We start from the raw sequence: 25,302 nt of genomic DNA on the forward strand, positions 1-25,302 counted from the left end.
ACTGAAGTTCGCCACAGTCAGAACCAGGCTTTACGCAGTCGCATCAAGGCCTGGGCGATGGCCGCCTCGGGCACGGCGGCGAACCCCAGCACCAGGCCGGCGCGCTGATCCGGCGCAATGGCCGAGTGCGGCAGCCAATAGCTGCTCAGGCCATTGACCTCGACATCCACCGCGCGGGCCTGTGCCAACAATTGTTGCTCCCGGGCGAGGCTGTCCACCCGCACGGTCAGGTGCAGGCCCGCTGCCACGGTGGGCAACTCGCCTACCCCCGGCAGCGCCGCCGGCCAGCCTGCCAGCAAGGTGTTGCGCCGACTCAGCGCGGCGCGGCGCATGCGGCGGATATGCCGTTGAAAGTGCCCCGCCGCCATGAATTCGGCCATGACTGCCTGGGTACTGACTTCCGAGTGGCGCATATCCACGGCGCGGCGCCGCGAGAACGCATCCACCAGCCCCGGCGGCAACACCAGGTAGCCCAGGCGCAAAGCCGGAAATGCGACTTTGCCGAACGTGCCGACGTACAGCACCCGGCCGCTACGATCCAGCGCCGCCAGGGGCGACAGCGGTGCACCGCTGTAGCGGTACTCGCCATCGTAGTCGTCCTCGATAATCCAGCCGCCCGTGCGCTCGGCCCAGGCCAGCAGTTCCAGGCGCCGCGCCAGGCTCATTACCACCCCGAGCGGGTACTGATGGGACGGCGTGACATAGGCCGCGCGGCAGTCAGTCAAGGTATCGAGCACCTCACACTCGATGCCGTCGGCATCCACCGGCACACCATGCAGGTGCGCACCGGCCAGGGCGAAGGCATGGCCCGCGGCGCGATAGCCCGGATTTTCCACCGCCACGCCGTCACCGGGCTCCACCAGCAGCTGTGCACAAAGGCTGATCGCCTGCTGCGCGCCACTGGTGATCACTATTTGCTCAGCGGAGCACTGCAAGCCCCGCGAACTGCGCAGGTACGCCGCGATCAAGCCACGCAGGCGACCGTCTCCGGCAGGATCGCCGTAGCACAACTGCTCCAGGTTCGGCTTGCGCCAGAAAGCCCCGTTGAGCTTGGCCCATACCTCAAACGGGAACAGATCGAACGCCGGCACGCCGACACGAAAAGCCTTAGGCGGGCCAGCCGGCGGTGGCGGCAAATGGTTGTTTTCCAGACGATCCAATCCCGCCTTGTGGATAACTTTGGGGAGCGAATTAACCGGTAAATCCAGCCAATTTGTGGATAAGGCTGGGGATAAGCCTGGTGATAACCCTGTGGACAGTTTTGTGGATAGTTTTTCAGCGGTCGGCAATTGGGCAACATAGGTGCCGTCTCCCACCCGCCCTTCGATAAAGCCTTCGGCATACAACTGGTCGTAGGCGCGCACCACGCTGTTACGGGAAATCGCCAAGGCCGCCGCCAGATCACGGCTGGCGGGCAAGCGCGTGCCGCCAACCAAGCGCCCATCCAATACACGCTGGCGCAGGGCGTCGTAGAGCTGGCGGGTCAGGCCCTGGCGGCGGTCCAGCTCGATACCGGCGGGGTTGAATGACAACGGTGGTGCAATGGGCGACATATTGGACCTATGAAATTGGCCACAGATGGCTCTTACAACAGACCATTAGCCTGCCTAGGATGCAGCCATTCGCCAAGGAAAATAATCATGTACACACCGCGCGCCTTTGCCCTCGACGACTTGCCAGAAATACAGCAATTGATCCAGCACACCCGTCTGGCGCAACTGGTCAGCGTCGGCGAGCACGGCTTGCAAGCCAGCCACCTGCCGCTGTTGCTCAACCCCGATGAGGGCGCCAATGGCACGTTGTACGGGCATATGGCCAAGGCCAATCCACAGTGGCGCGACTTGCAAAACGGCGCTGAAGCCTTGGTGATCTTTGCTGGCGCCGACGCCTACGTCAGCCCCGCGTTCTACCCGGCCAAGGCCGAACACGGCAAAGTCGTGCCCACTTGGAATTACCTGGCGGTGCACGCCTACGGCAAGGCCGAGGTGTTCACCGATGCCGAGCGCTTGCTGGCCGTGGTCAGCGCTTTGACCGATCGCCACGAAGGCGGCCGCCCGCAGCCGTGGGCCGTCAGCGATGCGCCGGCCGATTACATTGACGGCATGCTCAAGGCCATCGTTGGCTTCGCCCTGCCCATCGAGCGCGTGATCGGCAAACGCAAGCTCAGCCAGAACCGCAGCCAGGCCGACATCAACGGCGTGCGTAACGGCCTGGCGGCCAGCGACGACGTACGCGACCAGACCCTCGCCCGCTTTATTCCACAAGGAGTTGCTGAATGAGCCAGATCGACATCCGCCCAGTCACCGCCGCCGACCATGCCGCATGGCTGCCGCTGTGGCAGGCGTACTTGAAGTTCTACAACACCGAACTGCCGGACGCCGTCACCCAAAACACCTGGCAGCGCCTGATCGACCCCAGCGAACCGACCCATTCGGCGCTGGCCTGGCAGGACGGCAAGGCGGTGGGCATGGTCAACTTCATCTACCATCGCTCCAACTGGAGCATCGAGAATTCCTGCTACCTGCAGGATCTGTTGGTGGACCCCGCCCAACGCGGCACCGGCGTGGGTCGCAAACTGATCGAATTCGTCTACGCCACCGCCAAGGCCGACGGTTGCTGCAAGGTGCACTGGCTGACCCACGAAACCAATGCCACCGCGATCCAACTGTATGAACGCATCGCCGAACGTCCGGGTTTCATTCAATTTCGCCAAGGTCTTTAAGGAGCGCAGCATGCCCACTTCCCTCGCCGACTGGAAAGGTGCCCCGGCCCCCTCCGCTCAACTGCTCGAAGGGCGCTTTATCCGCCTGGAAAAACTCGACCCCGCACGCCACGCCGAGCAACTGTGGCAAGCCCTCGAAGGCCCCGGCGCCGACCCCAAACTGTGGGATTACTTGCCCTATGGCCCGTTTACCGAGCGCACCGCTTTCGATGCCTGGCTGAACAACCACGCGGCCAACAGCGACCCGTATTTCTTCAGCGTGATCGACCGCGCCAGCGGCGAGGTGCAAGGCATCCTCAGCCTGATGTCGATCGTGCCGGCCCAGGGCCGCATCGAAATCGGCCACGTCACCTTTGGCGCACCGATGCAGCGTTCGCCGAAAAGCACCGAAGCGGTGTACCTGCTGGCCAAGTACGCCTTCGAGCAGGGTTATCGCCGCCTGGAGTGGAAATGCAACAACGGCAACGCCCGCTCCAAGTACGCGGCCGAACGGTTGGGGTTCAGTTTTGAAGGGGTGTTCCGCCAGCACATGGTGGTCAAGGGGCAGAACCGGGACACGGCGTGGTATTCGATTTTGGACGGGGAATGGCCGGTGGTGGGCGCGGCTTTTGAGCAATGGTTATCGGAGGCCAATCAGACCGCTTCGGGGCAGCTTAAGAGCCTGGCGGAGTGCCGCCAGGCGCTTTAAACGTCAGTTCAGCTTCTGCGCCAGCACCGCAATATGCTCCGGCCCGATCCCGCAGCAGCCGCCCAGGTGACTGGCGCCACGGGCCTGCCAGTCGGCAGCCCATTGCAGGTAGCCCGGCGGGTCGAGGTCTTCGCGCAGCGGGTCCAGGCCGTCGTTGGCCGTGGCTTCCTTGGGTTGCGGCGGGAAGGCATTGGCGTAGGCGCCGATCTGGATCTGCACGCCCAGGCGTTCGAAGGTCTGACGCGCCGCATCGATCGCCGCGCCAATCACTTCAGGCTGGCTGCAGTTGAACAGCAGCACCTGTACACCCAATTGCGCCGCCGCCTCGGCCGCGTCCGCCACCGGCTCGCCGGAACGTAGGCGCGGCACTTCATCGGTGTCTTCGTCTTTCAAGGTAAACGACAGCCAGAATGGCTTGCCGTCCTTTGGCAGACCGGCGTGGATCGCCCGCGCCTCGGCGATGGAACTCTGGGTTTCCGCCAGCCACAGGTCGACATAGGGCGCCAGGCCCTGCACCAAAGGCGTGAGCAATTCGCACACTCGCGCCGGCTCGAACAGATCCGGCCGGTACGAGCCGAATAACGGCGGCAACGACCCCGCCACGCGCACGGCTTTGCCCGAGGCGTCCGCTGCGCGGCGCGCCAATTCACCCGCCAACGCCGCCAGGGCCTGGCCTTCGGCGGCAAAGCGCGCTTCGCCGATATGGAACGGCACCACGGCGTAGCTGTTGCTGGTGATCACATCGGCGCCGCTGTCGATGTAGGCCGCGTGCACCGCCTCTACCGCTTGCGGGGCCTCGCTCAGGGCCAGTGCCGACCACTCCGGCTGCCGGAAGGGCGCGCCGCGCCGTTGCAGTTCACGGCCCATGCCGCCGTCGAGAATTACTGTGCTTTTAGCGCCCATATAGCTTTTACTCATATGCTTATGAAAATAACTCACTATGAGAGTCGTTCTTATAACTATTTAATGCGTACCAATCGGTTAATAACAACTTCTTTTTTATTCAGGTGTTCATTTTGAAACTCAAACCGCTATTGGCCCTGGGCCTGACGATGCTGGCCGCTTCAACCCAAGCCTTTGGCGGCGCCACGCTGGATCGGATCGAACAGAAAAAAGAACTGGTGGGCGTGCTGATGGAAAGCTACCCGCCGTTTTCGTTTCTCAACGATCAGAACCAGCTCGACGGCTTCGATGTCGACGTGGCCAAGGCCGTGGCGCAGAAACTGGGCGTGAAGCTGCGCCTGGAAACGCCGTCCTGGGACGTGATCGCCGCCGGCCGCTGGAGCGGGCGCTATGACATCTGCATCTGCTCCATGACCCCGAGCAAGGCGCGCGCCGAGGTGTTCGACTTCCCGGTGGAGTACTACGCCTCGCCTGCGGTGATTGTGGTCAACGCCAAGGATGAGCGCATCCACGGCGCCAAGGACCTGAGCGGCAAGAAGGTCGGCCTGACCAGTGCCTCCAGCTATGAAAGCTACCTGAATAAAAACCTGGTGATCGAAGGCGCTGAGGACACGCAGTTGCAGTACCCGTTCGAAGACGTGCAAATCGCACCGTATGACACCGACAACGTGGCATTCCAGGACCTCGGCCTGGGCGCGGGCGTACGCCTGGATGCGATCCTCACCAACCTGGTCACTGCCCAGCCGCGCCTGAATCAAGACAAGCGCTTCAAGCTGGCTGGCGAGCCCCTGTATGCCGAGCCCAACTCGGTAGCCATCGAAAAAGGCGACCCGCAGTGGGACAGCAAAGTGCGTGAAGTCTTCGCGCAGTTGAAACAGGACGGCACCTTGAGCAAGCTGTCGCAAAAATGGATCGGTGCCGACATCAGCCAATGAGTCATCTCCCCAAACCTGCGCGCGGGCTGTTCGGTTTTCGCACGCGCCTGTACCTGACCTGGGCGGCATTGTTCGCCCTGTTCGCCAGCTTTTTCCTGAGCTTCGACCTGAAGTTCTCGATCATCCTCGACAAGCTGCCCAACCTGCTCGGCGTGCACCTGGCGCCCAATGGCTTCCTGCAGGGCGCGGCGCTGACACTGTTCCTGTGTCTGTGCTCGATGCTGGCGTCGTCGGTGCTGGGCTTTATCACCGCCCTGGGGCGCCTGTCGAAAAGCGCCGTGGCCTTTGGCATTGCCAGTTTCTATGCGTCTTTCTTCCGCGGTACGCCGCTGCTGATTCAGATCCTGCTGATCTACCTGGGCCTGCCGCAGCTGGGGCTGGTGCCGGGCGCAATCGTCGCCGGGATCATCGCGCTGTCGCTGAACTACGGCGCGTACCTGAGCGAGATTTTCCGCGCCGGTATCCTTAGCGTCCCCCAGGGCCAACGGGAAGCCGCCCTGGCCCTGGGCATGCGCGACCGCGAGATCTTCTGGCACGTCACCCTGCCCCAGGCCATGCGCACGATCATCCCGCCGGCCACCAACCAGTTCATCTCGATGCTCAAGGACTCGTCACTGATCTCGGTGATGGGCGTATGGGAAGTGATGTTCCTGGCGCAGTCCTACGGCCGTTCGAGCTACCGCTACATCGAGATGCTCACCACCGCCGCGATCATCTACTGGGTGATGTCCCTGGGCCTGGAACTGATCCAGGCACGCATGGAGCGGTACTACGGCAAGGGCTATGCGGGGCGGGGGTGAAGGGGTGTCGATCGCGACTGATTCACCGTGCACTCAATGCTGTGCAGATTTAACGAATTGTTTTATCGCAACGGACTAGAGACATCTCCCGCAAACCCGCAGCAACCGGCCTGACAGTTATCCCCCAGACACCTCGCTAAATTCCCCGCCTCATACATCACGAGGTGGGTTTACATGCCGCTCATACACAAGCAATTCGCACTCGCCATCACCTTGGCATTGGGTGCAATCGGGGCTCAACATGCACAGGCTCGCGGCGATATGGCGCCAGAGGATGAAGTGCTGCAGCCACTTAGAATGAGCAGCACCAAACACCCTTATCAGCCGGTGAAGCCCGCACCGGAAGACTTTTATTTCGCCGACCGTGCCATCAGCCGCAACGGCCTGAGCGTGGCCCGTGTGCTGGATGCGGCGGTAGACGAACTGCTGGCATCGGATGAATTCGGCCCACGGGAGAAATACCATCTGGAACATTACGCGCAGTATCTCGCCAGCCTCGAACCCGGTCGCCTGGGGGTTTGGCTTGAGCAACTGGCGGGCAGCCATAACGCCAACCTGGGCACGGCCACCCAAGCCAGCTTGGAGCCTTTGAACGCCAGCCTGCTTTCGGCCATCCGCCAGTTGGATAACGACACCGACGAGGCAGGCCGCGTGTGGCTGCAGGCCTTTGGAAGCAGCGGCAATCTCGACGCACAACACGGCAGCGCCGGTTTGAAACAGCGTCGCCAAGGCGTGTTGCTGGGAGCCGATTGGTCCCTTGATCACGCTTGGCGGATCGGCCTGGTGGGCGGCAAATCCGCTAGCGACCTCAGCGCCGGTCGTTTCAAGGGCGACGTGGACAGCTGGCACCTGGGCGCTTACGCGGCACGTCAGGACGGGCCGATTGCACTGCGCCTGGGTGCGCTGTACAGCCGCCACGCGGGGCAAAACAAGCGCGAGGTCGATTTCAATTTCATCGATTACCGCGAACATCTCACCGGCCAATACAAGGCCGTCAGCCAGAATGTATTCGCCGAATTGGGCTATCGATTGGACACCGGCGACCTACGCGCCGAACCGTTTGCCGGTATCGGCTTCGCGCGTTATCACCGTCAGGGTTTTCAGGAAAAAGGCGGCTACAGCGCGCTGAATGTCGGGTCTCAGACTCAACAAAACCTCAGCAGCACCTTGGGTCTGCGGGTGGCCAAGAACTTCACGCTGGATAACCAGATGACCCTCAAACCGAACCTGAGCGCCAGTTGGAAACACCTGTATGGCGACGTGAGCAGTCGCGTGCGTCAGTCGTTTGTTGAGGAGAAACGCGAAGACTTCAACAGCGAGTTCACCATCGGCGGCACGTCCCTGGACCGAGATAACCTGACCCTGCGCACCGGCCTGGATCTGGCACTGTCGGCCGAACACAGCGTGGGCCTGACTTACACCGCCGCCTTCGGCAGCCACAGTCGCAACCAAGGCTTGATGGGGCAGTGGGCGATGGCGTTCTAAGGCGTCAAATCCGGCGCAAAAAAAAGGGGAGCACCTGCTCCCCCGAGGATTAAGCGGTTGTATCGAAGGCTGTATCAGCCTTCGATTTCAATCAGGATTTCGCCAGGGTTGACCCGATCGCCCTTGGCCACATGCACGGCCGTCACCTTACCGGCAATGGCGGCCTGCACTTCGGTCTCCATCTTCATGGCTTCGGTGATCAACACAGCCTGACCGGCTTTGACCATGTCGCCTTCCTTGACCAGTACATCGACGATATTGCCCGGCATCGCGGTGCTCACATGGCCCGGCGCCGTGGCGTGCTTGCGCTGGTTACCGCCGCTGCTGACGAATTCATTGAGCGGTTCGAACACCACTTCTTCCGGCATGCCGTCGATGGACAGGTAGAAATGCCGCTTGCCTTCGGCCTTCACGCCCACACCAGTGATGTCGACGCGGTAGCTTTCGCCGTGCACGTCAATGACGAACTCGGTCGGCACCCCTTCGCCACCGGCACGGGCCACGCCGCCGGCTTCTGGGATCGGCAACAGCACTTCCGGCGCCAGCGTCCCGGCTTCGCGCTCTTCAAGGAACTTGCGCCCGATGTCCGGGAACATGGCGTAGGTCAGCACGTCTTCTTCAGACTTGGCCAGCCCACCGATTTCCCCACGCAGCTTGGTCATTTCTGGCTTGAGCAGGTCAGCCGGGCGCACGTCGATCACGTCTTCGCTGCCAATGGCCTGACGGCGCAGTTTTTCGTTCACCACGCCCGGCGCTTTGCCGTAGCCACCTTGCAGGTACAACTTCACTTCGTTGGTAATGGTCTTGTAGCGCTCACCGGCCAGCACGTTGAAGAACGCCTGGGTGCCGACGATTTGCGAGGTCGGGGTCACCAACGGTGGGAAACCGAGGTCTTCGCGTACCCGCGGGATTTCCGCCAGCACTTCGCTCATGCGGTTGAGGGCGCCCTGCTCTTTGAGCTGGTTGGCCAGGTTGGAAATCATGCCGCCAGGCACCTGGTTGACTTGCACCCGGGTGTCGACTGCGGTGAATTCGCTCTCGAACTGGTGGTACTTCTTACGCACCGCGTAGAAGTACAGGCCGATCTCTTGCAGCAGCTCCAGATCGAGGCCGGTGTCGAACTCGCTGCCCTTAAGGGCGGCGACCATCGATTCAGTGCCCGGGTGGCTGGTGCCCCAGGCGAAGCTGGAGATGGCGGTGTCGATATGGTCGGCACCGTTTTCGATGGCCTTGAGTTGGCACATCGCAGCCAGGCCGGCGGTGTCGTGGGAGTGGATAAACACCGGCAGGCTTTGCTCGGCTTTCAACGCCTTGACCAGTTCGCCAGTAGCGTACGGCGTCAGCAGGCCAGCCATGTCCTTGATCGCGATGGAGTCGCAGCCCATGGATTCCAACTGCTTGGCCTGGGCGACGAATGCCTCGACGGTGTGCACGGGGCTGGTGGTGTAGGCGATGGTGCCTTGGGCATGTTTGCCCGCGGCTTTCACCGCTTCGATGGCCACGCGCAGGTTACGCACGTCGTTCATCGCATCGAAAATGCGGAATACGTCGATGCCATTTACAGCCGCCTTGGCTACGAAGGCTTTGACCACGTCATCGCTGTAGTGGCGGTAGCCCAGCAGGTTCTGCCCACGCAGCAGCATTTGCAGGCGCGTGTTGGGCAACGCGGCGCGCAGTTTGCGCAGGCGCTCCCATGGGTCTTCCTTTAGGAAGCGCACGCAGGCGTCGAAGGTTGCGCCGCCCCAGACTTCCAGGGACCAGTAGCCGACTTTGTCGAGCTTGTCGCAGATCGGCAGCATGTCGTCGGTGCGCATGCGGGTGGCCAGCAACGATTGGTGGGCGTCGCGCAGGATGGTGTCAGTAACGAAGATCTTTTTAGTCATTGGTATCTCCTCATAGCGGCAAGCTTCAAGCTACAAGCCGCAAGAAAAAGCCAATCTGCCTTTACTTGCAGCTTGCCGCTGACAACTTGCCGCTGTTTATTCATAAACCCGCATGCGCGGCAATGGCGGCGGCGATGGCCAGGGCCAGCTCTTCGGGTTTGCGCTTGATCGAGTAGTTGGTCAGCTCAGGGTGGCTTTCCACAAAACTGGTGTTGAACTGGCCGCTGCGGAATTCCGGGTTGCGTAGGATTTCCTGATAGTAGGCGGCGGTGGTCTTCACGCCTTGCAGGCGCATGTCGTCCAGGGCACGCAGGCCGCGGTCCATGGCTTCTTCCCAGGTCAACGCCCAGACCACCAGTTTCAGGCACATGGAGTCGTAGAACGGCGGGATGGTGTAACCGGTGTAGATCGCCGTGTCGGTGCGCACGCCGGGGCCGCCGGGGGCGTAGTAACGGGTGATCTTGCCGAAGCTGGGCAGGAAATTGTTCTTCGGGTCTTCGGCGTTGATACGAAACTGCAACGCAAAGCCACGGTGCTGGATGTCTTCCTGTTTCACCGACAACGGCAGGCCCGAGGCGATGCGGATCTGCTCACGAACGATGTCGATCCCGGTGATTTCTTCGGTGATGGTGTGTTCCACCTGCACCCGGGTGTTCATCTCCATGAAGTACACCTCGCCCTCGGCGAGCAGGAACTCCACGGTGCCGGCGTTCTCGTACCCCACGGCTTTGGCCGCGCGCACCGACAGGTCGCCGATGTAGGCGCGCTGTTCGGGGGTCAGCTGCGGGCTGGGGGCAATCTCGATCAACTTTTGGTTACGGCGCTGGATCGAGCAATCGCGCTCGAACAAATGCACCACGTTGCCAAAGCTGTCACCGAGGATCTGCGCTTCGATGTGCTTAGGGTTGACGATGCATTTTTCCAGGAACACTTCCGCCGAACCGAAAGCTTTGGTGGCTTCGGAGATGACGCGGGGGAAGGCTTGTTCGAGTTCTTCGCGGCTGTTGCAGCGACGGATGCCGCGACCGCCACCACCGGACGTGGCCTTGAGCATCACCGGGTAACCGATACGGTCGCCTTCGGTGAGCGCTTCGTGGATGTCGGCCACGTTGCCTTCGGTGCCGGGGGTAACCGGCACGCCGGCCTTGATCATGCTGCGGCGCGCTTCGGTCTTGTCGCCCATGCGGCGGATCACTTCAGCGGCGGGGCCGATGAACTTGATCCCACGTTCGGCGCAGATATCCGCCAATTCAGCGTTTTCCGACAGGAAACCATAGCCAGGGTGCAGGGCATCGCAACCGGTTTCCACCGCCAGGTTCACCAGCTTGCGCGGGTTGAGGTAGCCCGCCAGAGGCTCGGCGCCGATGCTGTGGGCTTCGTCGGCCCGTTTGACGTGCAACGCGTGGCGGTCGGCATCGGAATAGACCGCGACCGAACGGATACCCATCTCGGCGCACGCCCGCACGATGCGGACGGCAATTTCACCGCGGTTGGCGATCAGGATCTTTTTTATCACTTGGAAATTCCCTTGAGCCGATTGCTGCATTCTTCGACCCGCTGGAGCCGGGTCGACGCGTGACCAAATGTTTCAGGTCAGTCGCGAGACACACACTAAGCCGCGCAAGGGATTAACAAAAATCAATAATTATTGGGTCGTGCATAAGTAAAGACTTATAGTTGGCCGGACGGCCTTGGGCGAAAGGAATGAAATAATGCGTAAGTCATTGATGCGTATGACGTTGCGTCAATTGCAAATCTTCAATGAAGTGTGCGATTTGCGTTCTTACAGCCGCGCCGCCGAGGAAATGTCCCTGACACAACCGGCGGTCAGCCTGCAAATCCGCCAGCTCGAAGAGCTGATCGGCCAGCCGCTGTTCGACTATGTCGGCAAGAAACTCTATATGACCGAGGCCGCCGAGGCTCTGCAACGGGCCAGCCGCGATATCTTCGGGCGCCTGGAAAACCTCGATATGCAGTTGTCGGACATGCAGGGCTCGCTGCAAGGCCAGTTGAAGCTGGCGGTGGAGTCCAGCGCCAAGTACTTCGTGCCGCACCTGTTCGCCGCCTTCAAGCGCCAGCATCCGGAGGTGCAACTGCAACTGACCGTGGTCAACCGCGCCCAGGTGATCCGCCGCCTCTCGGACAACCGGGACGACCTGGTGATCATGTCCATGGTGCCCCAGGACATGGGCCTGGAATTCCTGCCCTTCCTGAATAACCCCATCGTCGCCGTGGCGTTGCCGGATCATCCGCTGAGCCTGCAAGGCCCACTGCGCCTGCAAGACCTGGAACCCTACACCCTGCTGCTGCGCGAACCCGGCTCCGGTACACGGCTGGCCTGCGAAGAATACTTCAAGGAAAAACGTGTGCACTTCACCCAGACGGTAGAAGTGGCCTCGGCCGAAGCGCAGCGCGAATGCGTGGTGGCCGGCCTGGGCATCGCCCTGCTGACCCGCCACGCCCTGAACCTGGAACTTGCCACCGGCGGGCTCAAAGAGCTGCCGGTGGAAGAGCTGCCGCTTTACCGCAGTTGGTGCCTGGTGCAGGCCAAGGCCAAGCGCCTGTCACCGGTGGCCCATGCGTTCCTGGGCTTTATCCGCAGCGAACGGGTGCAGATCAGCGCGCTGGCTGAGCGCTTCGCTGGGCGGCCGCGGGTGCCTGCCAATGAAGTTCCGGGTAGTCACTGATGCTCTGGAGCAATTGGCGCTCCTCACAACGGTCTTCGATTGCGCGACGAAACGCCATGCGGCGCTGGTCTTCCTGCTGACGACGGGTCTTGACGGCGCTGTTGCTGTCTTCGTAGGGACGTGCCATTTGGAATCTCCCAATGCGAGTACGGGAGTTCAGGATGGCCTTGGGGGATGACGGGGCGATGACAGCCTGATGAAGATTCTGGACACACAGGACAATCCAATGTCGGAGAGGGCAAGCGCCCTCCCACATTTGCCTGTATCTACAGCGTTCAGTCGTCGAGGGCTTTGACGGATTTGGGCGAGAGACGCAGGCTGCGCAAGCTGCGCTTCACGCTCTTGAGGTGATTGACCAGGCTCGGCCCGCGCGCCATGGCCACGCCCATGGCCAACACATCGATCACCACCAGATGGGCGATACGTGAGGTCAGCGGGGTGTAGATTTCAGTGTCTTCGTGCACATCGATGGCCAGATTGACCGTGGACAGTTCCGCCAACGGTGTCTGGCTCGGGCACAGGGTGATCAACGACGCACCGCTTTCACGCACCAGGTTGGCGGTGATCAGCAGGTCCTTGGAGCGGCCCGACTGGGAAATGCAGATCGCCACGTCGGTCGGCTTCAAGGTCACGGCCGACATCGCCTGCATATGCGGGTCGCTGTAGGCCGCCGCCGTGAGCAATAGACGGAAGAATTTGTGCTGGGCATCGGCCGCTACCGCACCGGAGGCGCCAAAACCGTAAAACTCCACACGCTGGGCCTGAGACATGGCCGTCACGGCTTTTTGCAGCGCCACCGGGTCGAGCTTTTCGCGCACTTCCATCAGGGTGTGCAAGGTGGTGTCGAAGATTTTCAGGCTGTAGTCGGCGACGGAATCGTCTTCGTGAATCGCGAACTGACCAAAGCTGGCGCCAGCAGCCAGGCTTTGGGCCAGTTTGAGTTTTAAGTCCTGGAACCCGGAACAACCGATGGCGCGGCAAAAACGCACGATGGTCGGTTCGCTGATGCCCACGCTGTGGGCCAGGTCGGCCATGGAACTGTGCATCACAGCCGCAGGGTCAAGCAGCACATGATCGGCAACCTTGAGTTCCGATTTGCGTAACAGGTGGCGCGACTGGGCGATATGTTGCAACAGGTTCAAAGGGCAGGACTCTTGTTATTGGCAGGGCCAGGGGATGTAGCAAGCTTGTAGTTATACTACAAGAATTGCGCTTTTGCCCGTCCAACACGTCACTAAATCGCCCTGCTGCCCTCTGATTCAAAGGGCAGACGCTTTGTAGCCACAATGGCGCCCTCGGCGCCCCTAAGGAAAATCCGCATTTTTCCGTAACAAATCCGCCACCCCCTCGGCCTGCATCGGCCGACTGATCAGATAGCCCTGCACCTCGTCGCACTGCTCTGCGCGCAGGAAATCCAACTGCTGGTGATCTTCCACCCCTTCGGCCACCACCTTGAGCGCCAAGCCGTGGGCCATGGCGATGATCGCGCGAGTGATCGCCGCGTCTTCGCGGCCTTGGCCCAGGCCGCGAATAAACGTTTGATCGATCTTTACGTAATCCACCGGAATGCGCTTGAGGTAACTGAGGGACGAATACCCCGTGCCAAAGTCATCGATGGCCAGCTTCACGCCTAGATCGCGTAATTGCTGGAAGGTCGCAATGATGTGTTCGACGCTGTCGAGCAACTGACTTTCGGTCAGTTCCAGCTCCAGGTACTGCGGGTCCAGACCGGTTTCCTCCAACACCTGGCGCACCAGGCTGACCAGTTTGCCCTGACGCAGTTGGTGCACCGACAAATTCACCGACACCCGAATCGGCGCCAACCCCTGACGCTGCCATTCGCACGCCTGCCAGCAGGCTTCACGCAACACGAACTCCCCCAGCGGCACGATCAGGCCGGTCTCCTCGGCCAGGCCGATAAACTCGGCCGGCGGCACCATGCCCCACTGCGGATGCTCCCAGCGGATCAGCGCCTCGGCGGCGTTGAGCTTGCCGGTGGCCAGGCACAACTTGGGCTGGTAGAACACGCTGAGCTGGCGCTCTTCGATGGCTTTGCGCAGGTGGTTTTCCAGCTGCAAGCGCTCCAGGGTGCTGGCTTGCAGGCTGTCGGTGTAGAACTGGAAGTTGTTGCCGCCCAGATGCTTGGCATGTTGCATGGCCATGTTGGCTTGGCTGACCAGCGCGGAAATTTCCCGTGCGTTATCCGGCAAAAGGCTGACACCCATCGACGCACTGACCACCAATTCATGCCCCTCCACCGTGACCGGCACCCGCAGCTTGGCCAGCAGCCGCGTGGCCACCCGCGCCAGGCTCGACAGGCTGCCGTAGGCATCGAACAACACGGCAAATTCATCGCCGGACAAGCGCGCAATAGTGTCGGCCTCGGGCAAGGCGTTGATCAGGCGGCGCGCCATTTTCTGCAGCAACTGGTCGGCCACTTCGTGCCCCAGGCTGTCATTGAGCAGCTTGAAGCGGTCCAGATTGATATGCAGCAGCGCCAGGCTGCGCCCTCCTTTACGCACTCTTTGATGGGCTTCACGCAGCCGTTCACGGAACAGCGAGCGGTTAGCCAGGCCGGTCAGTTCGTCGTAGTGAGTAAGGTGACGCATGCGTTCTTCGGACTCGCGGCGCGCCGACAAATCGGCGAAGAATCCCACGATATGACTGACGTTTCCCCGAACATCGCGCACTACATTCAATTGCAGCCATTGCGGGTAGAGTTCGCCGTTCTTGCGCGTTTCCACCAATTCGCCCTGCCAGGTGCCGTGCGTGAGCAGTGCCTGACGGATCATCGGGAAGTGACGCCGCGCATCGCGGCTGCTGGGCAACTCCACCACGTTGCGGCCCAGCATGTCATCGCGATCAAAGCCGGTGACACGGCTGAACGCCTGGTTGACGGCAATCAGCACGTAGTTCGGGTCGAGGATCACAATGCCTTCGCTGGCCGCCTCGAACACCGTCGATGCCAGGCGCTGTTGCTCTTCCAGGGCTTTGCCGGCGCTGATATCCCGGCGGGTGCCGAGCATACGGATCACGCGCCCGCTGGGGCTATGTTCAACCGCACGGCCGCGGTCTTCGATCCAGACCCAGCGACCGTCGGCGTGCCGCACACGGTATTCCACCTGGTAGTCCTCGCTACGGCCTTTGAGGTGCTCTACCAGTGCGCGCTTGAGCAATGGCAGGTCATCGGGGTGCAGGCGCGGCTTGAGGTGACTGAGCATGGCCGTGATGCATTCAGACTCCAGGCCGAACAGCTCTTTGATCTGGGTGTGATGCACTTCGTCGGTTTGCAGGTTCCAGTCCCACAACCCCAACTCACTGGCCTGCAACGCCATGGCCAGGCGCGCTTCGCTTTTATTCAGGGCCTGACTGGCGAGATCCAGCTCCTGGCTGCGTTGGGCCACGCGATCCTGCAAGCCGACTTGCACATCGCGCAACTCCTGCTCGACCTGGCGCCGTTGCTCGACTTCACGCACCAGGTCCTGATTCAACTGCTCACTGCGCTGCTGCGCCTGCTGCAGATGCTCGATCAATGCCTGGTTCTGAAAGCGACGCAATAAGCCACGCTGAATCAGGCGATTGACCTGCCATGCCACCAGGCTCAAGGACGCCAGCAGAATCAGGCCGAGTACGCCCCAACCTTGTTGCTGCGGCTCGCCGTTCCAGAACAGATAGACAATGGAAGGCACCAGGCAGGGCAAAGCAAATGACAGAAACGCAGGAAAACTTACGGCATACGCCACGCTGGCCGACAACGTGGCTGCACCGATCAGGCCGAACACCCAGGCCTGCTGCATAAAGCTGTTGACCGGCGCCAGGGCGATGGCGGCGGTGGCCAAGGTCAGACCGCTGACTGCCGAGCCGAGCATGAACATGCGTCGCCAAATCGGCCTGGCCTGACGGCTGGGCATGGCCGAATCGAAAGCCGCCACCTGGATCACGCGCAGCGCCACCAATGCCAGCAGCCACACCAGCCAGATGCTGTCGAGCAGGTATTGGGCGGGGTTCCACAACAACCAGGCACACACCACCCCGTTGACCAGCATCAACAAGGTCGGCAGCAGCGACCCCTGATACAACAGGCGTGTGCGTTCGACGGCCATTTCGGTGGCGTACTGTTTGTGAATAACCTGCGCGGGCGCGGGCGCGGCCGAGGAGCTGGGCAGGTCAGTGCTGAGGGTCATAGGCAGTGTTCTTATAATGGTGAGCCCGAAACGTCGACGGAGCATACACAAGCAAGCGCTCCGGCCAAACTGCTCCACGTCATAAAAACCTCACGGCTGCGCCGCGCAAACCTTTGGGCCAGACGGCTTGAGCGAGACACCGCGCGGGCTGCGTCACCTGACCAACCGGTCATCCGCCGCGCCGGCGCATGGAGCATGCCGAAGGTTTTGTCTCGACCGCCCGGCATTGGCATTTGCCCCACTCCCCCGAGGGCCATAGAATGCGCCGATGCGCGATGATCTCTCTCTTTTGCTTAATTCCCTCAACGATGCCCAACGCCAGGCCGTAGCAGCCCCCGTTGGCCGTCAGTTGGTCCTGGCCGGTGCTGGCTCCGGTAAAACCCGAGTGCTGGTGCACCGTATCGCCTGGTTGATCCAGGTCGAGAACGCATCGCCGCACTCCATCCTGTCGGTGACGTTCACCAACAAGGCCGCCGCCGAGATGCGCCATCGCATCGAGCAGCTGATGGGCATCAGCCCGGCCGGTATGTGGGTCGGCACCTTCCACGGCCTGGCGCATCGCCTGTTGCGTGCCCACTGGCAGGAAGCGGGCCTGAGCCAGACCTTCCAGATTCTGGACAGCGACGACCAGCAACGCCTGGTCAAGCGCGTGATTCGCGAGTTGGGCCTCGATGAACAACGCTGGCCCGCGCGTCAGGCCCAATGGTTTATCAACGGCCAGAAAGACGAAGGCCTGCGCCCGCAACATATTCAGGCCAGTGGCGACCTGTTCCTGGCTACCATGCGCAGCATTTATGAAGCCTACGAGGCTGCTTGCGTACGCGCCGGCGTGATCGACTTCTCCGAATTGCTGCTGCGCGCCCTTGACCTGTGGCGCGACAATCCGGGCTTGCTGGCCCATTACCAGAAGCGCTTCCGGCACATTCTGGTGGACGAGTTCCAGGACACTAACGCCGTGCAGTACGCGTGGTTGCGCCTGTTGGCCAAGGGCGGCGACAGCCTGATGGTGGTGGGCGACGACGATCAGTCGATCTACGGCTGGCGCGGCGCGAAAATCGAGAACATCTATCAGTATTCCGAGGATTTCCCGGACGCGGTCACTATCCGCCTGGAGCAGAACTACCGCTCCACCGCCGGCATTCTCAAGGCCGCCAACGCCTTGATCGCCAACAACACCGGGCGTCTGGGCAAGGAATTGTGGACCGACGGCGGCGAAGGCGAAGCGATCAACCTGTACGCCGCATTCAACGAACACGATGAAGCGCGCTATGTGGTCGAAACCATCGAAAGCGCCTTGAAAACCGGCATCGCCCGCAGCGATATCGCCATTCTGTACCGCTCCAACGCCCAATCGCGGGTGCTGGAAGAAGCCTTGTTGCGCGAGCGCATCCCCTACCGCATTTATGGCGGCCAGCGCTTCTTCGAGCGCGCGGAAATCAAGAACGCCATGGCCTACCTACGGTTGCTGGAAGGCCGTGGTAACGACGCGGCGTTGGAGCGGGTGATCAATATCCCGGCCCGTGGCATCGGTGAAAAAACTGTTGAAGCGATCCGCGAGCATGCCCGCCACGCCGATGTGTCGATGTGGGAGGCCATGCGCCTGCTGATCGCCAACAAGGGTTTGACCGGTCGCGCAGCCGGGGCGCTGGGCGTGTTTGTCGAACTGATCGAGAACCTCGCGGCCAAGTGCGCGGAAATGCCCCTGCACTTGATGACACAGACCGTGATCGAGCAGTCCGGATTGATCGCCTATCACGAAGCGGAAAAAGGCGAGAAAGGCCAGGCCCGGGTGGAAAACCTTGAGGAACTGGTCAGCGCGGCCCGTGCATTCGAGAACACTGAGGAAGACGAAGAACTGACCCCGCTCGCCGCATTCCTCGGCCATGCGTCCCTGGAAGCCGGCGATACCCAGGCCGACGAGCACGAAGACAGCATTCAGCTGATGACCCTGCACAGCGCCAAGGGCCTGGAATTCCCGTACGTGTTTCTGGTGGGCATGGAAGAGGGCCTGTTCCCACACAAGATGAGCCTGGAAGAACCCGGCCGCCTTGAGGAAGAACGCCGGCTGGCCTACGTGGGCATTACCCGGGCCATGCAGAACCTGGTGATGACCTACGCCGAGACCCGACGGCTGTACGGCAGCGAAACCTACAACAAGGTGTCGCGCTTCGTACGCGAAGTGCCCAAGGGTCTGATCCAGGAAGTGCGCTTGTCCAACAGCGTCAGTCGCCCGTTCGGCGGTGGCCAGCAGCAGAACTCCAGCAACATGTTCGCCGGTTCCGAGATTCCGGAAACAACGTTCAGCCTTGGCCAGCAGGTCAAGCATGCGATCTTCGGCGAAGGCGTGATCCTCAACTTCGAAGGCGCCGGTGCCCAGGCCCGCGTGCAGGTGAACTTCGCCGAAGGCAGCAAGTGGCTGATGATGGGTTACGCCAAGCTCGAAGCGATCTGAACTGCGGGCTTGCCGCTCGTTATCCTTGTTTTTAACGAGCGCGGGCCCATATCTGTAATTAGTCCTACAGATCTTTCGGATTCAGTCCTACGCAAAAGCCCGAAACATTATGTCGCTAGCCACTGTCATTACACCTGTGCAACATGGCGCGCGTGCAATCCACAAATGGGAATTCCCTTTATGAAACGTTTTCTTAGCATCGCCATGGCGTTGTGCATCGGCCTGACGATGAGCCTCGACGCCAACGCCAAACGCTTCGGTGGCGGCAAAAGTTCGGGCGCAGCCCCCACTCACCAGACCAGCCAAATGGCCCCATCCGCCGGTGCGGGCGGTGCAGCAGCCACCGCAGGCGCGGCCGGTGCAGCAGGCGCTGCGGCCAAAGCTGGCGGCGCTTCGCGCTGGTTGGGCCCTCTGGCCGGTATCGCAGCCGGTGGCCTGCTGGCATCCATGTTCATGGGTGGCGGCTTCCAGGGCATGCAGATCTTCGACATCCTGATCCTGGCGGTCATCGCCTTCGTGATCTTCCGCTTTATCGCCGCCCGTCGCCGCAAGCAGCAGGAGCACCTGGCTCCGGCCGGCGCGCCGATGCAGCGTGAAGTGTTCGAGCAGAAGCCGGTCATGGGCTCGATCTTCGGTGGTTCGGCAGCGCCTGCCGCCCGTCCGGTGATCAATGCGCCGGCCTGGTTTAACGAAGAGCGTTTTATCGAAGCGGCCCGCAGCCACTTCCAGTCCCTGCAGCAGCACTGGGACGCCAACGAAATGGACAAGATCGCCGAGTTCGTGACCCCACAACTGCTGGAGTTCCTCAAGCGCGAACGCGCCGATCTGGGCGACGGTTTCCAATCGACCTATATTGACGACCTGCGCGTCCAGCTTGACGGTGTGGATGACCGCGCCGACAAGACCATCGCCACCCTGACCTTCAGCGGTGTGTCGAAAACCTCGCGTTTCGACCAGGGCGAAGCGTTCAGCGAAAGCTGGAACATGGAACGCGCCCAGGGCGATAACCAGCCTTGGCTGGTCGCCGGTATCCGCCAGAACGGCTGATCCCCGCTCGCTTGAGACCGCAACAACGAAACCCCGGACCTGTCCGGGGTTTTCTATTTCACGGTTGCACTTATAGCGAGCTACTGTATAAAACGCCCCTATCAACCCGCGCCATCAGCAAGAGGATCCCGGCCGTGGAAGAAATCATCGAACAACTGCGTGAAGCCAACGAACCGGTTCCGGTTCCGCTGGAACTGCCTGACGAAGACCTGCTGGTGGAAATCGAAGAACAGCTGTTCATCGATATCCCCTTTGTCTTCCGCGAATTTCTGCTGACCGTCAGCGACGTGGTCTACGGCAGCCTGGAGCCGGTGACCGTCACCGACCCTCAATCTCATACCTACCTGCCGGACGTGGCCGCCAATGCCTGGGATGCCGGTGTGGAGCGTAGCCTGATCCCGATCTGCCAGGACGGCGACGACTACTACTGCGTTGAGGAAGACGGCACTGTGGTGCTGTGGTCCGCCGAAGAGGAACTTGTCCAGGAAGAAACCTGGGAATCGGTATGGCACTGGGCGCGGGACGTCTGGCTGGAAAGCTGAGTCCCGTACTCGGCGCTTTAGTGCTCCGGCGTATCGTTATGGTTGTCCAGCGTTTCCAACAACGCGACCTGCATCCGCGTATGCACGCGGATGAACCAGCGCCAGAGCACCGCCGCCACCGCCGCCGCCACCACCGCGATCAGCACCAGCAACTTGTTGGTCGGCAGGATACTGGCCGACAACGCGGCCAAAAGCAGAAAGATCACCAACAGCGACAGAATCGGAATCAGCTCGGCAATCACCCGCCGCACACGCTGGGTATGCCGCCCGGCCATTTCCGGCTTGACGCTCATCTCCGCTAGCAACATCGACAGGGCTTTGAGCTTGCGGTACGCCGCGATCAAAAACGGCAGCGACAACAGCAGCGCCCCGCCCCAGATCAATGCCTTTTGCCAGCTGGGATCGCTGATCCAACCTTCCAGATACCCGCCGATACGTGCGGCGAAATAGCTGCCGGCAAAGAAGATCGCCACCACCAGCGCCAGATTCACCCCCACTTGCAGGACGATTTTGCGGATCATCGCCGCCAGCATCGCGCCCTCTCCCTGAGGCTGAATGCTGCGCAGCCATTCGCCATACATACCGAACACCCGGCTCATGCGCCGAGGCATCACTGCCGCCATCTTCAATGACAACGGGTCGGCCCCACGAATCAGATAGGGGGTGAGCAAAGTGGTAATTGCCGAGACCGCCACCGCCACCGGATACAGAAAGTCGCTGGTCACCTGCAACGTCATCCCCAGCGCCGCGATGATGAAGGAAAACTCGCCTATCTGTGACAGGCCCATGCCGACCCGCAATGACGTACGCCCATCGTTACCCGCGATAAACGCTCCCAGGCCACAGGAAAGCGTCTTGCCCAGCACCACCGCGACGGTGATCACAGCGATAGGCCAGGCGTACTGAAGCAGGATCTGAGGGTCGATCATCAGACCGATGGCGACAAAGAAAATCGCACTGAACATGTCGCGAACCGGCTCGATCAGGCGCTCAATCTTAAGCAACTGCCGCGACTCGGCCATGATCGCGCCAATCAGGAACGCGCCCAGCACCATGCTGTATTCCAGCTTGACCACAAGCAGGCAGAAACCGAAGCACAGGCCCAACACGGTAATCAGCAACATCTCGTTGCTTTCGAACTTGGCCACATAGGCCAGCAGGCGCGGCACCAGCAAAATACCGATCACCAGCGCGACGACCATGAACAGCGAGAGCTTGCCGACCGTGGAAAACACCTCGCCGGAGCTGACCGTGCCGCTGACGGCGATGCTCGACAACAGCGCGATGATGCCGATCCCAAGGATGTCTTCCACGATCAGCACGCCGAAAATCAGTTGGGCGAAGCGCTGGTCTTTCATCTTCAGGTCATTGAGGGCTTTGACGATGATGGTGGTGGAAGAGATGGCCAGGATCGCGCCGAGGAACAGCGAGTCCATGGTGCTCCAGTCGAACCAGCGGCCAATTTCGTAGCCGATCCAGATCATCAGGATGATTTCCAGGAACGCCGCGATAAACGCAGTGGCACCCACCTTGAACAACTTGCGTAGGCTGAACTCCAGGCCCAGGCAGAACATCAGGAAGATCACCCCCAGCTCGGCCAGGGTCTTGATGGTGTCTTCGTCGTGGATCAGCCCGAAGGGTGGCGTGTGGGGGCCGATGATAAAGCCGGCGACGATATACCCCAGCACCACAGGCTGCTTAAGCCGATGAAACAGGATGGTAACCACCCCTGCCACCAACATGATCACAGCCAAGTCCTGGATAAAGCTGATGGCGTGCATGGCGAGGGGGCTCCTTGAGGGTACCGGCGCTTTTCCCACTTCAGCTCGCAGCGTTAACTGGTCTTAAAAAGCTGAAGGAAAAGTCTACCTAAATCGTAAGAAATGCCCTGAGACGGGCTTTTGAAGGTTAACACCGCGACTTCCGGCGAAAAGCCGGTGCAATATATGGAAACAGATCGGCCTACGCGTGACGGCAAGCCGCCCGCCGGCGTCCCGTTAGGGCTAGCGCAGTAAAGAGTCCAGCACCCGCAGAGGTGCTCCCCCCACCAATGCCTACAACCCGTGAGTGTGCTATGGAACCCGGAAACGCCCAGCTGTCGATGACGGTCTTGATGACCCCTGATATGGCCAACTTCTCAGGCAATGTCCACGGCGGCACGTTGCTCAAGTACCTCGACGAAGTGGCCTACGCCTGCGCCAGCCGTTACGCCGGGCGCTATGTGGTGACGTTATCGGTGGATCAGGTGATTTTCCGCGAGCCGATCCATGTCGGCGAGCTGGTGACCTTTCTCGCGTCGGTCAACTACACCGGCAATACCTCCATGGAAGTGGGGATCAAGGTGGTCACCGAGAACATTCGCGAGCGCTCGGTGCGGCATACCAACAGCTGCTTCTTTACCATGGTGGCGGTGGACGACCAGCGCAAACCGGCGGCCGTACCGCCGTTGCAACCGCATAACAGCGAAGGCAAGCGCCGCTTCGTGCAGGCCCAGCAACGTCGGCAGATCCGCCAGGAGCTGGAAAAGCGCTATCAGGAAATCAAGGCCGACGCACCGTAAGTCCGAGGCCGTAAACCCAACAACAATGTGGGAGCGGGCTTGCTCCCACATTGGGTCAGGTGAGCTTACAAAGTGATGGGTGTCGCTTCGAAGCGAACGCGAGGATGGGCGATACGGTCCTGGGCGCGCACCAGCTCCAATTCATAACTGGCGCAAGCCTGGGTCTCCAGCAGTACTTCGTGGACAGCCGCAGCGGTGAACTCAAAGGCCGCCAGTAAGCTGTCCCCCAACAACACACGCGCCAGGAATAACCCGGATGTCAGGTCTCCCACCCCCACCGGCTGGCGCGGGAAGGCCAGCAACGGCCGGCGCAGGTGCCAACTGGCGTCGGCGGTTACCAGCAGCATCTCGAAGCCGTCCGGCAACTTGCCCGGGTAATCCAAATGCTTGACCAGAACCGCCTTGGGCCCACGGGCTAGCAACGCCTTGGCCATGGCCAGGCAATCGAACAGCGAGCGCGGTTTGCGCCCGGCAAAACTATCCAGTTCCAGTTGGTTGGGGCACAGGAAGTCGGCCATGGCCGCGGCTTCATCAAGCAGAAAATCGCTGACTTCCTGGGGCACGATGCAGCCTTTTTCCGGATGCCCCATTACCGGGTCGCATAAGTAAAGCGCCTTGGGATTGACCGCCTTGATGCGCGCCACACCATTGAGGATCGCCCGGCCCTGGTCCGCACTGCCCAGGTAACCGGACAGGATGGCGTCGCAGTTACCCAGCTCGCCGATGGCGGCAATGCCTTCCACCAACGCAGGAATTTGCTGCGGCGCCAACACTTCTCCCGCCCACTGTCCATACTGGGTGTGGTTGGAGAACTGCACCGTGTTGAGCGGCCAGACGTTTACCCCGACCCGCTGCATGGGGAACACGGCGGCGCTGTTTCCGGCGTGGCCAAAGACCACATGAGACTGGATCGCAAGCAGATGAGGGGTGCGTTTCATGCAGGGGATTTCCGTAAAGCCGTTTGGATTCTGGCCGCGCAGTATGCGACTAAACGCAGCCTGTACGACAGACCGGCGACACAGTTAAGCTGCTCTCACTTTGTTGGAGTTCATCGCATGCTGACCCTGGGAAACATGTTTGTGTTGATGCTGCTGGCGACCGGTGCCGCCTGGGTGTGGCACAACCACGGCTTGCGCGAGCGCGCGTTGGAGCGGGTCAAGCAGCATTGCGCCAAGCTCGACATCGAGCTGCTGGACGGCGCGGTAGCGCTCAAGCGCATCGGCTTTGTAAAAGATGCCAATGGGCGGCGGCGTTTGGCGCGGGTCTACAATTTCGAGTTCACCGTGACCGGCGAAACCCGCCACCCCGGCACCATCACTCAGTTCGGCGCCCATAGCGCGCAGATTGAACTGGCGCCCTACCCGTTCGAGATCAAGACACCTTTGCCCAGCGCCGAGATTATCGAGCTGAGCCAATGGCGCCAGGACCACAGCACCAAGCACCGTCAATAACGGCAGGCCGCCAACCCGGCCTGCAATGCCGCCACGTCCTGTGGCGTGCTGAAGATCAATTCAACACGAGAATCACGGCGCCATTCGCTGGGCAGCCACGCGAGCGAGCAGTTATCCACAGCATTGGCGCTGACCCAACCGTCGCGGCTGTGGATAACCAGCTTGGCGCGCCGCCACGCGAGGTCCGCCAGCCACGCCGCCACGCGTTGAGTATCGAATTGCTGGCTAGGATGCCAACGCCAACCCACACTCCAGCCGCCGTCCTGGGCATGGCTCAAGCAGATCGGCACGGTCGGATCGCTCCAGATCACCGGTATATGCGCCAAGCCTTGAGACTCATGACCTTTATCCACAGCCTCGCCCGCGTGCTGATCCAACCCCGGCAGCAGGGCCAATGGCAGATGCGCCTGATGGGTCCAGTAACGCGGGCAATCGGGTAACCGGGCCTCAATCGCCTGACGCTGCGCCGCGTCCAGCCCCTCCTCCTTGTTCAAGACCAGCAGCCCAGCATTGGTCAGCGTTTCCTGTTGTGCCGGCGGCAAAGGGGTGCCTCTGGCCAGGGCCTGGGCATCCAGGACCAGCACACACGGCTGGACCGTCAACACGCCCTGCCACGGCGCCTGGCGCAACTGCTTGAGCAACTGCGCCGGGTGGCCCAACCCCGATGGCTCGATAAACAAACGATGCGGCTTGGCCTTACGCAACAAACGGCCAAGACCTACCTGGAACGGTGCACCGTTCACACAACACAGGCAGCCACCGGCGACCTCGCCCAAGGCAATACCGTCGTCATCCTGGGTCAGCAGCGCGGCGTCCAAGCCGATCTGGCCGAACTCATTGATCAATACTGCCCAGCGCTCATCTTCCGGGCGTTGGGCCAGCAGTTGCTTGATCAGGCTGGTCTTGCCGGCACCTAATGGCCCGGCTATCACATGAGTGGGAATGTTCTGCAGCATAGAGGGC

The 25,302-nt window shown here is 61.3% G+C and carries 22 protein-coding genes; 12 read left to right on the forward strand and 10 right to left on the reverse strand.

Translation table 11 applies throughout. The features are described 5' to 3' along the window. Positions 1-17 precede the first annotated feature (17 nt). Positions 18-1,553 carry a MocR-like pyridoxine biosynthesis transcription factor PdxR gene (pdxR, locus tag QRN41_RS11195; protein WP_167417339.1) on the reverse strand — a complete coding sequence of 512 codons (1,536 nt, stop codon included), beginning with the start codon at positions 1,551-1,553 and terminating at the stop codon, positions 18-20. 87 nt (positions 1,554-1,640) lie between these two features. Here pdxR and QRN41_RS11200 point away from each other — a divergent pair, with 87 nt between their 5' ends. Genes QRN41_RS11200 through QRN41_RS11210 form a run of 3 tightly spaced genes read left to right on the forward strand, consistent with a single transcriptional unit; the run spans position 1,641 to position 3,410 of the window. Continuing rightward, positions 1,641-2,279 carry an FMN-binding negative transcriptional regulator gene (locus tag QRN41_RS11200; RefSeq protein WP_034139855.1) on the forward strand — a complete coding sequence of 213 codons (639 nt, stop codon included), beginning with the start codon at positions 1,641-1,643 and terminating at the stop codon, positions 2,277-2,279. Beyond that, positions 2,276-2,722, forward strand: coding sequence for a GNAT family N-acetyltransferase (locus tag QRN41_RS11205; RefSeq protein WP_167417340.1), 447 nt, complete (start codon positions 2,276-2,278; stop codon positions 2,720-2,722). The genes QRN41_RS11200 and QRN41_RS11205 overlap by 4 nt, the downstream gene beginning before the upstream one ends. A 10-nt stretch (positions 2,723-2,732) precedes the next feature. After that, positions 2,733-3,410: a GNAT family N-acetyltransferase gene (locus QRN41_RS11210; protein ID WP_034115480.1), complete on the forward strand. Its 678-nt coding sequence runs from the start codon at positions 2,733-2,735 to the stop codon at positions 3,408-3,410. Positions 3,411-3,413: 3 nt separating this feature from the next. Here QRN41_RS11210 and QRN41_RS11215 read toward each other — a convergent pair whose 3' ends face one another. Next, positions 3,414-4,313, reverse strand: a complete 900-nt coding sequence (locus tag QRN41_RS11215; RefSeq protein ID WP_167417341.1) for a homocysteine S-methyltransferase family protein — start codon at positions 4,311-4,313, stop codon at positions 3,414-3,416. 113 nt (positions 4,314-4,426) lie between these two features. On the opposite strand from QRN41_RS11215, the gene QRN41_RS11220 reads away from it, so the two are divergent. The 3 genes from QRN41_RS11220 (at position 4,427) to QRN41_RS11230 (ending at position 7,533) form a co-directional block, all read left to right on the forward strand. Next, on the forward strand, positions 4,427-5,248 hold the full coding sequence (locus QRN41_RS11220; RefSeq protein WP_034101542.1) for an ABC transporter substrate-binding protein: 822 nt from the start codon (positions 4,427-4,429) through the stop codon (positions 5,246-5,248). Further along, positions 5,245-6,048, forward strand: coding sequence for an amino acid ABC transporter permease (locus tag QRN41_RS11225; protein WP_167417342.1), 804 nt, complete (start codon positions 5,245-5,247; stop codon positions 6,046-6,048). The genes QRN41_RS11220 and QRN41_RS11225 overlap by 4 nt, the downstream gene beginning before the upstream one ends. 174 nt (positions 6,049-6,222) lie before the next feature. Next, positions 6,223-7,533: an autotransporter outer membrane beta-barrel domain-containing protein gene (locus QRN41_RS11230; protein WP_167417343.1), complete on the forward strand. Its 1,311-nt coding sequence runs from the start codon at positions 6,223-6,225 to the stop codon at positions 7,531-7,533. Positions 7,534-7,607: 74 nt separating this feature from the next. Here the strand turns inward: QRN41_RS11230 and oadA are convergent, their stop codons facing one another. Together oadA and QRN41_RS11240 are read right to left on the reverse strand one after the other, a co-directional pair. Beyond that, positions 7,608-9,416, reverse strand: coding sequence for a sodium-extruding oxaloacetate decarboxylase subunit alpha (gene oadA / locus QRN41_RS11235; protein WP_034139860.1), 1,809 nt, complete (start codon positions 9,414-9,416; stop codon positions 7,608-7,610). A gap of 100 nt (positions 9,417-9,516) precedes the next feature. Then, on the reverse strand, positions 9,517-10,932 hold the full coding sequence (locus QRN41_RS11240) for an acetyl-CoA carboxylase biotin carboxylase subunit (RefSeq protein ID WP_034101546.1): 1,416 nt from the start codon (positions 10,930-10,932) through the stop codon (positions 9,517-9,519). Positions 10,933-11,128: 196 nt separating this feature from the next. Between QRN41_RS11240 and QRN41_RS11245 the strand changes: the two genes are divergently transcribed. Then, the gene (locus tag QRN41_RS11245; protein ID WP_034101547.1) at positions 11,129-12,103 is read left to right on the forward strand and encodes a LysR family transcriptional regulator; all 975 of its coding nucleotides are present in this window, start codon (positions 11,129-11,131) and stop codon (positions 12,101-12,103) included. Here the strand turns inward: QRN41_RS11245 and QRN41_RS11250 are convergent. The 3 genes from QRN41_RS11250 to QRN41_RS11260 form a co-directional block, all read right to left on the reverse strand. After that, on the reverse strand, positions 12,033-12,230 hold the full coding sequence (locus tag QRN41_RS11250) for a PA3496 family putative envelope integrity protein (RefSeq protein ID WP_080761500.1): 198 nt from the start codon (positions 12,228-12,230) through the stop codon (positions 12,033-12,035). The two genes, QRN41_RS11245 and QRN41_RS11250, sit on opposite strands and share 71 nt — an antisense overlap. Positions 12,231-12,378: 148 nt before the next feature. After that, positions 12,379-13,245, reverse strand: coding sequence for a transcriptional regulator HexR (gene hexR, locus QRN41_RS11255; RefSeq protein ID WP_003187110.1), 867 nt, complete (start codon positions 13,243-13,245; stop codon positions 12,379-12,381). A gap of 162 nt (positions 13,246-13,407) precedes the next feature. Next, on the reverse strand, positions 13,408-16,287 hold the full coding sequence (locus QRN41_RS11260) for a GGDEF domain-containing phosphodiesterase (protein ID WP_034139861.1): 2,880 nt from the start codon (positions 16,285-16,287) through the stop codon (positions 13,408-13,410). A 268-nt stretch (positions 16,288-16,555) separates the two neighbouring features. Here QRN41_RS11260 and uvrD point away from each other — a divergent pair, with 268 nt between their 5' ends. The 3 genes from uvrD to QRN41_RS11275 all read left to right on the forward strand — a co-directional run bounded on the left by uvrD (position 16,556) and on the right by QRN41_RS11275 (position 20,328). Then, the gene (gene uvrD, locus QRN41_RS11265; protein ID WP_167417344.1) at positions 16,556-18,739 is read left to right on the forward strand and encodes a DNA helicase II; all 2,184 of its coding nucleotides are present in this window, start codon (positions 16,556-16,558) and stop codon (positions 18,737-18,739) included. Between the two features lie 180 nt (positions 18,740-18,919). Then, on the forward strand, positions 18,920-19,786 hold the full coding sequence (locus tag QRN41_RS11270) for a Tim44 domain-containing protein (RefSeq protein ID WP_285421563.1): 867 nt from the start codon (positions 18,920-18,922) through the stop codon (positions 19,784-19,786). Between the two features lie 134 nt (positions 19,787-19,920). Further along, positions 19,921-20,328, forward strand: a complete 408-nt coding sequence (locus QRN41_RS11275) for an SMI1/KNR4 family protein (protein ID WP_034101551.1) — start codon at positions 19,921-19,923, stop codon at positions 20,326-20,328. Between the two features lie 17 nt (positions 20,329-20,345). On the opposite strand, the gene QRN41_RS11280 is transcribed toward QRN41_RS11275, so the two are convergent. After that, on the reverse strand, positions 20,346-22,109 hold the full coding sequence (locus tag QRN41_RS11280; RefSeq protein ID WP_285421564.1) for a cation:proton antiporter: 1,764 nt from the start codon (positions 22,107-22,109) through the stop codon (positions 20,346-20,348). A 293-nt stretch (positions 22,110-22,402) separates the two neighbouring features. On the opposite strand from QRN41_RS11280, the gene QRN41_RS11285 reads away from it, so the two are divergent. Then, a complete protein-coding gene (locus QRN41_RS11285) occupies positions 22,403-22,888 on the forward strand; it encodes an acyl-CoA thioesterase (RefSeq protein WP_181077622.1) in 486 nt (161 codons plus the stop codon). A 65-nt stretch (positions 22,889-22,953) separates the two neighbouring features. Here QRN41_RS11285 and pdxY read toward each other — a convergent pair whose 3' ends face one another. After that, on the reverse strand, positions 22,954-23,826 hold the full coding sequence (pdxY, locus tag QRN41_RS11290) for a pyridoxal kinase PdxY (protein WP_167417345.1): 873 nt from the start codon (positions 23,824-23,826) through the stop codon (positions 22,954-22,956). A gap of 117 nt (positions 23,827-23,943) precedes the next feature. Here pdxY and QRN41_RS11295 point away from each other — a divergent pair, with 117 nt between their 5' ends. Next, on the forward strand, positions 23,944-24,339 hold the full coding sequence (locus QRN41_RS11295) for a DUF3301 domain-containing protein (RefSeq protein ID WP_034101555.1): 396 nt from the start codon (positions 23,944-23,946) through the stop codon (positions 24,337-24,339). On the opposite strand, the gene QRN41_RS11300 is transcribed toward QRN41_RS11295, so the two are convergent. Then, positions 24,333-25,295 carry a CobW family GTP-binding protein gene (locus QRN41_RS11300; protein ID WP_285421565.1) on the reverse strand — a complete coding sequence of 321 codons (963 nt, stop codon included), beginning with the start codon at positions 25,293-25,295 and terminating at the stop codon, positions 24,333-24,335. The genes QRN41_RS11295 and QRN41_RS11300 overlap by 7 nt on opposite strands. Between the last annotated feature and the right edge of the window lie 7 nt (positions 25,296-25,302).

It is taken from the genome of Pseudomonas sp. efr-133-TYG-23 (assembly GCF_030209215.1).
Classification (GTDB): domain Bacteria; phylum Pseudomonadota; class Gammaproteobacteria; order Pseudomonadales; family Pseudomonadaceae; genus Aquipseudomonas; species Aquipseudomonas rhodesiae.

Coding starts and splice junctions, on each gene's coding strand:
- QRN41_RS11225 (WP_167417342.1), top strand. CDS start 5,245: ATGAGTCATCTCCCCAAACCTGCGCGCGGGCTGTTCGGTTTTCGCACG.
- QRN41_RS11300 (WP_285421565.1), bottom strand. CDS start 25,295: ATGCTGCAGAACATTCCCACTCATGTGATAGCCGGGCCATTAGGTGCC.
- uvrD (WP_167417344.1), top strand. CDS start 16,556: ATGCGCGATGATCTCTCTCTTTTGCTTAATTCCCTCAACGATGCCCAA.
- QRN41_RS11250 (WP_080761500.1), bottom strand. CDS start 12,230: ATGGCACGTCCCTACGAAGACAGCAACAGCGCCGTCAAGACCCGTCGT.
- QRN41_RS11295 (WP_034101555.1), top strand. CDS start 23,944: ATGCTGACCCTGGGAAACATGTTTGTGTTGATGCTGCTGGCGACCGGT.
- QRN41_RS11215 (WP_167417341.1), bottom strand. CDS start 4,313: ATGGGCGCTAAAAGCACAGTAATTCTCGACGGCGGCATGGGCCGTGAA.
- QRN41_RS11205 (WP_167417340.1), top strand. CDS start 2,276: ATGAGCCAGATCGACATCCGCCCAGTCACCGCCGCCGACCATGCCGCA.
- QRN41_RS11260 (WP_034139861.1), bottom strand. CDS start 16,287: ATGACCCTCAGCACTGACCTGCCCAGCTCCTCGGCCGCGCCCGCGCCC.
- QRN41_RS11245 (WP_034101547.1), top strand. CDS start 11,129: ATGCGTAAGTCATTGATGCGTATGACGTTGCGTCAATTGCAAATCTTC.
- QRN41_RS11210 (WP_034115480.1), top strand. CDS start 2,733: ATGCCCACTTCCCTCGCCGACTGGAAAGGTGCCCCGGCCCCCTCCGCT.
- QRN41_RS11230 (WP_167417343.1), top strand. CDS start 6,223: ATGCCGCTCATACACAAGCAATTCGCACTCGCCATCACCTTGGCATTG.
- QRN41_RS11270 (WP_285421563.1), top strand. CDS start 18,920: ATGAAACGTTTTCTTAGCATCGCCATGGCGTTGTGCATCGGCCTGACG.
- oadA (WP_034139860.1), bottom strand. CDS start 9,416: ATGACTAAAAAGATCTTCGTTACTGACACCATCCTGCGCGACGCCCAC.
- pdxR (WP_167417339.1), bottom strand. CDS start 1,553: ATGTCGCCCATTGCACCACCGTTGTCATTCAACCCCGCCGGTATCGAG.
- QRN41_RS11200 (WP_034139855.1), top strand. CDS start 1,641: ATGTACACACCGCGCGCCTTTGCCCTCGACGACTTGCCAGAAATACAG.
- QRN41_RS11285 (WP_181077622.1), top strand. CDS start 22,403: ATGGAACCCGGAAACGCCCAGCTGTCGATGACGGTCTTGATGACCCCT.
- pdxY (WP_167417345.1), bottom strand. CDS start 23,826: ATGAAACGCACCCCTCATCTGCTTGCGATCCAGTCTCATGTGGTCTTT.
- QRN41_RS11280 (WP_285421564.1), bottom strand. CDS start 22,109: ATGCACGCCATCAGCTTTATCCAGGACTTGGCTGTGATCATGTTGGTG.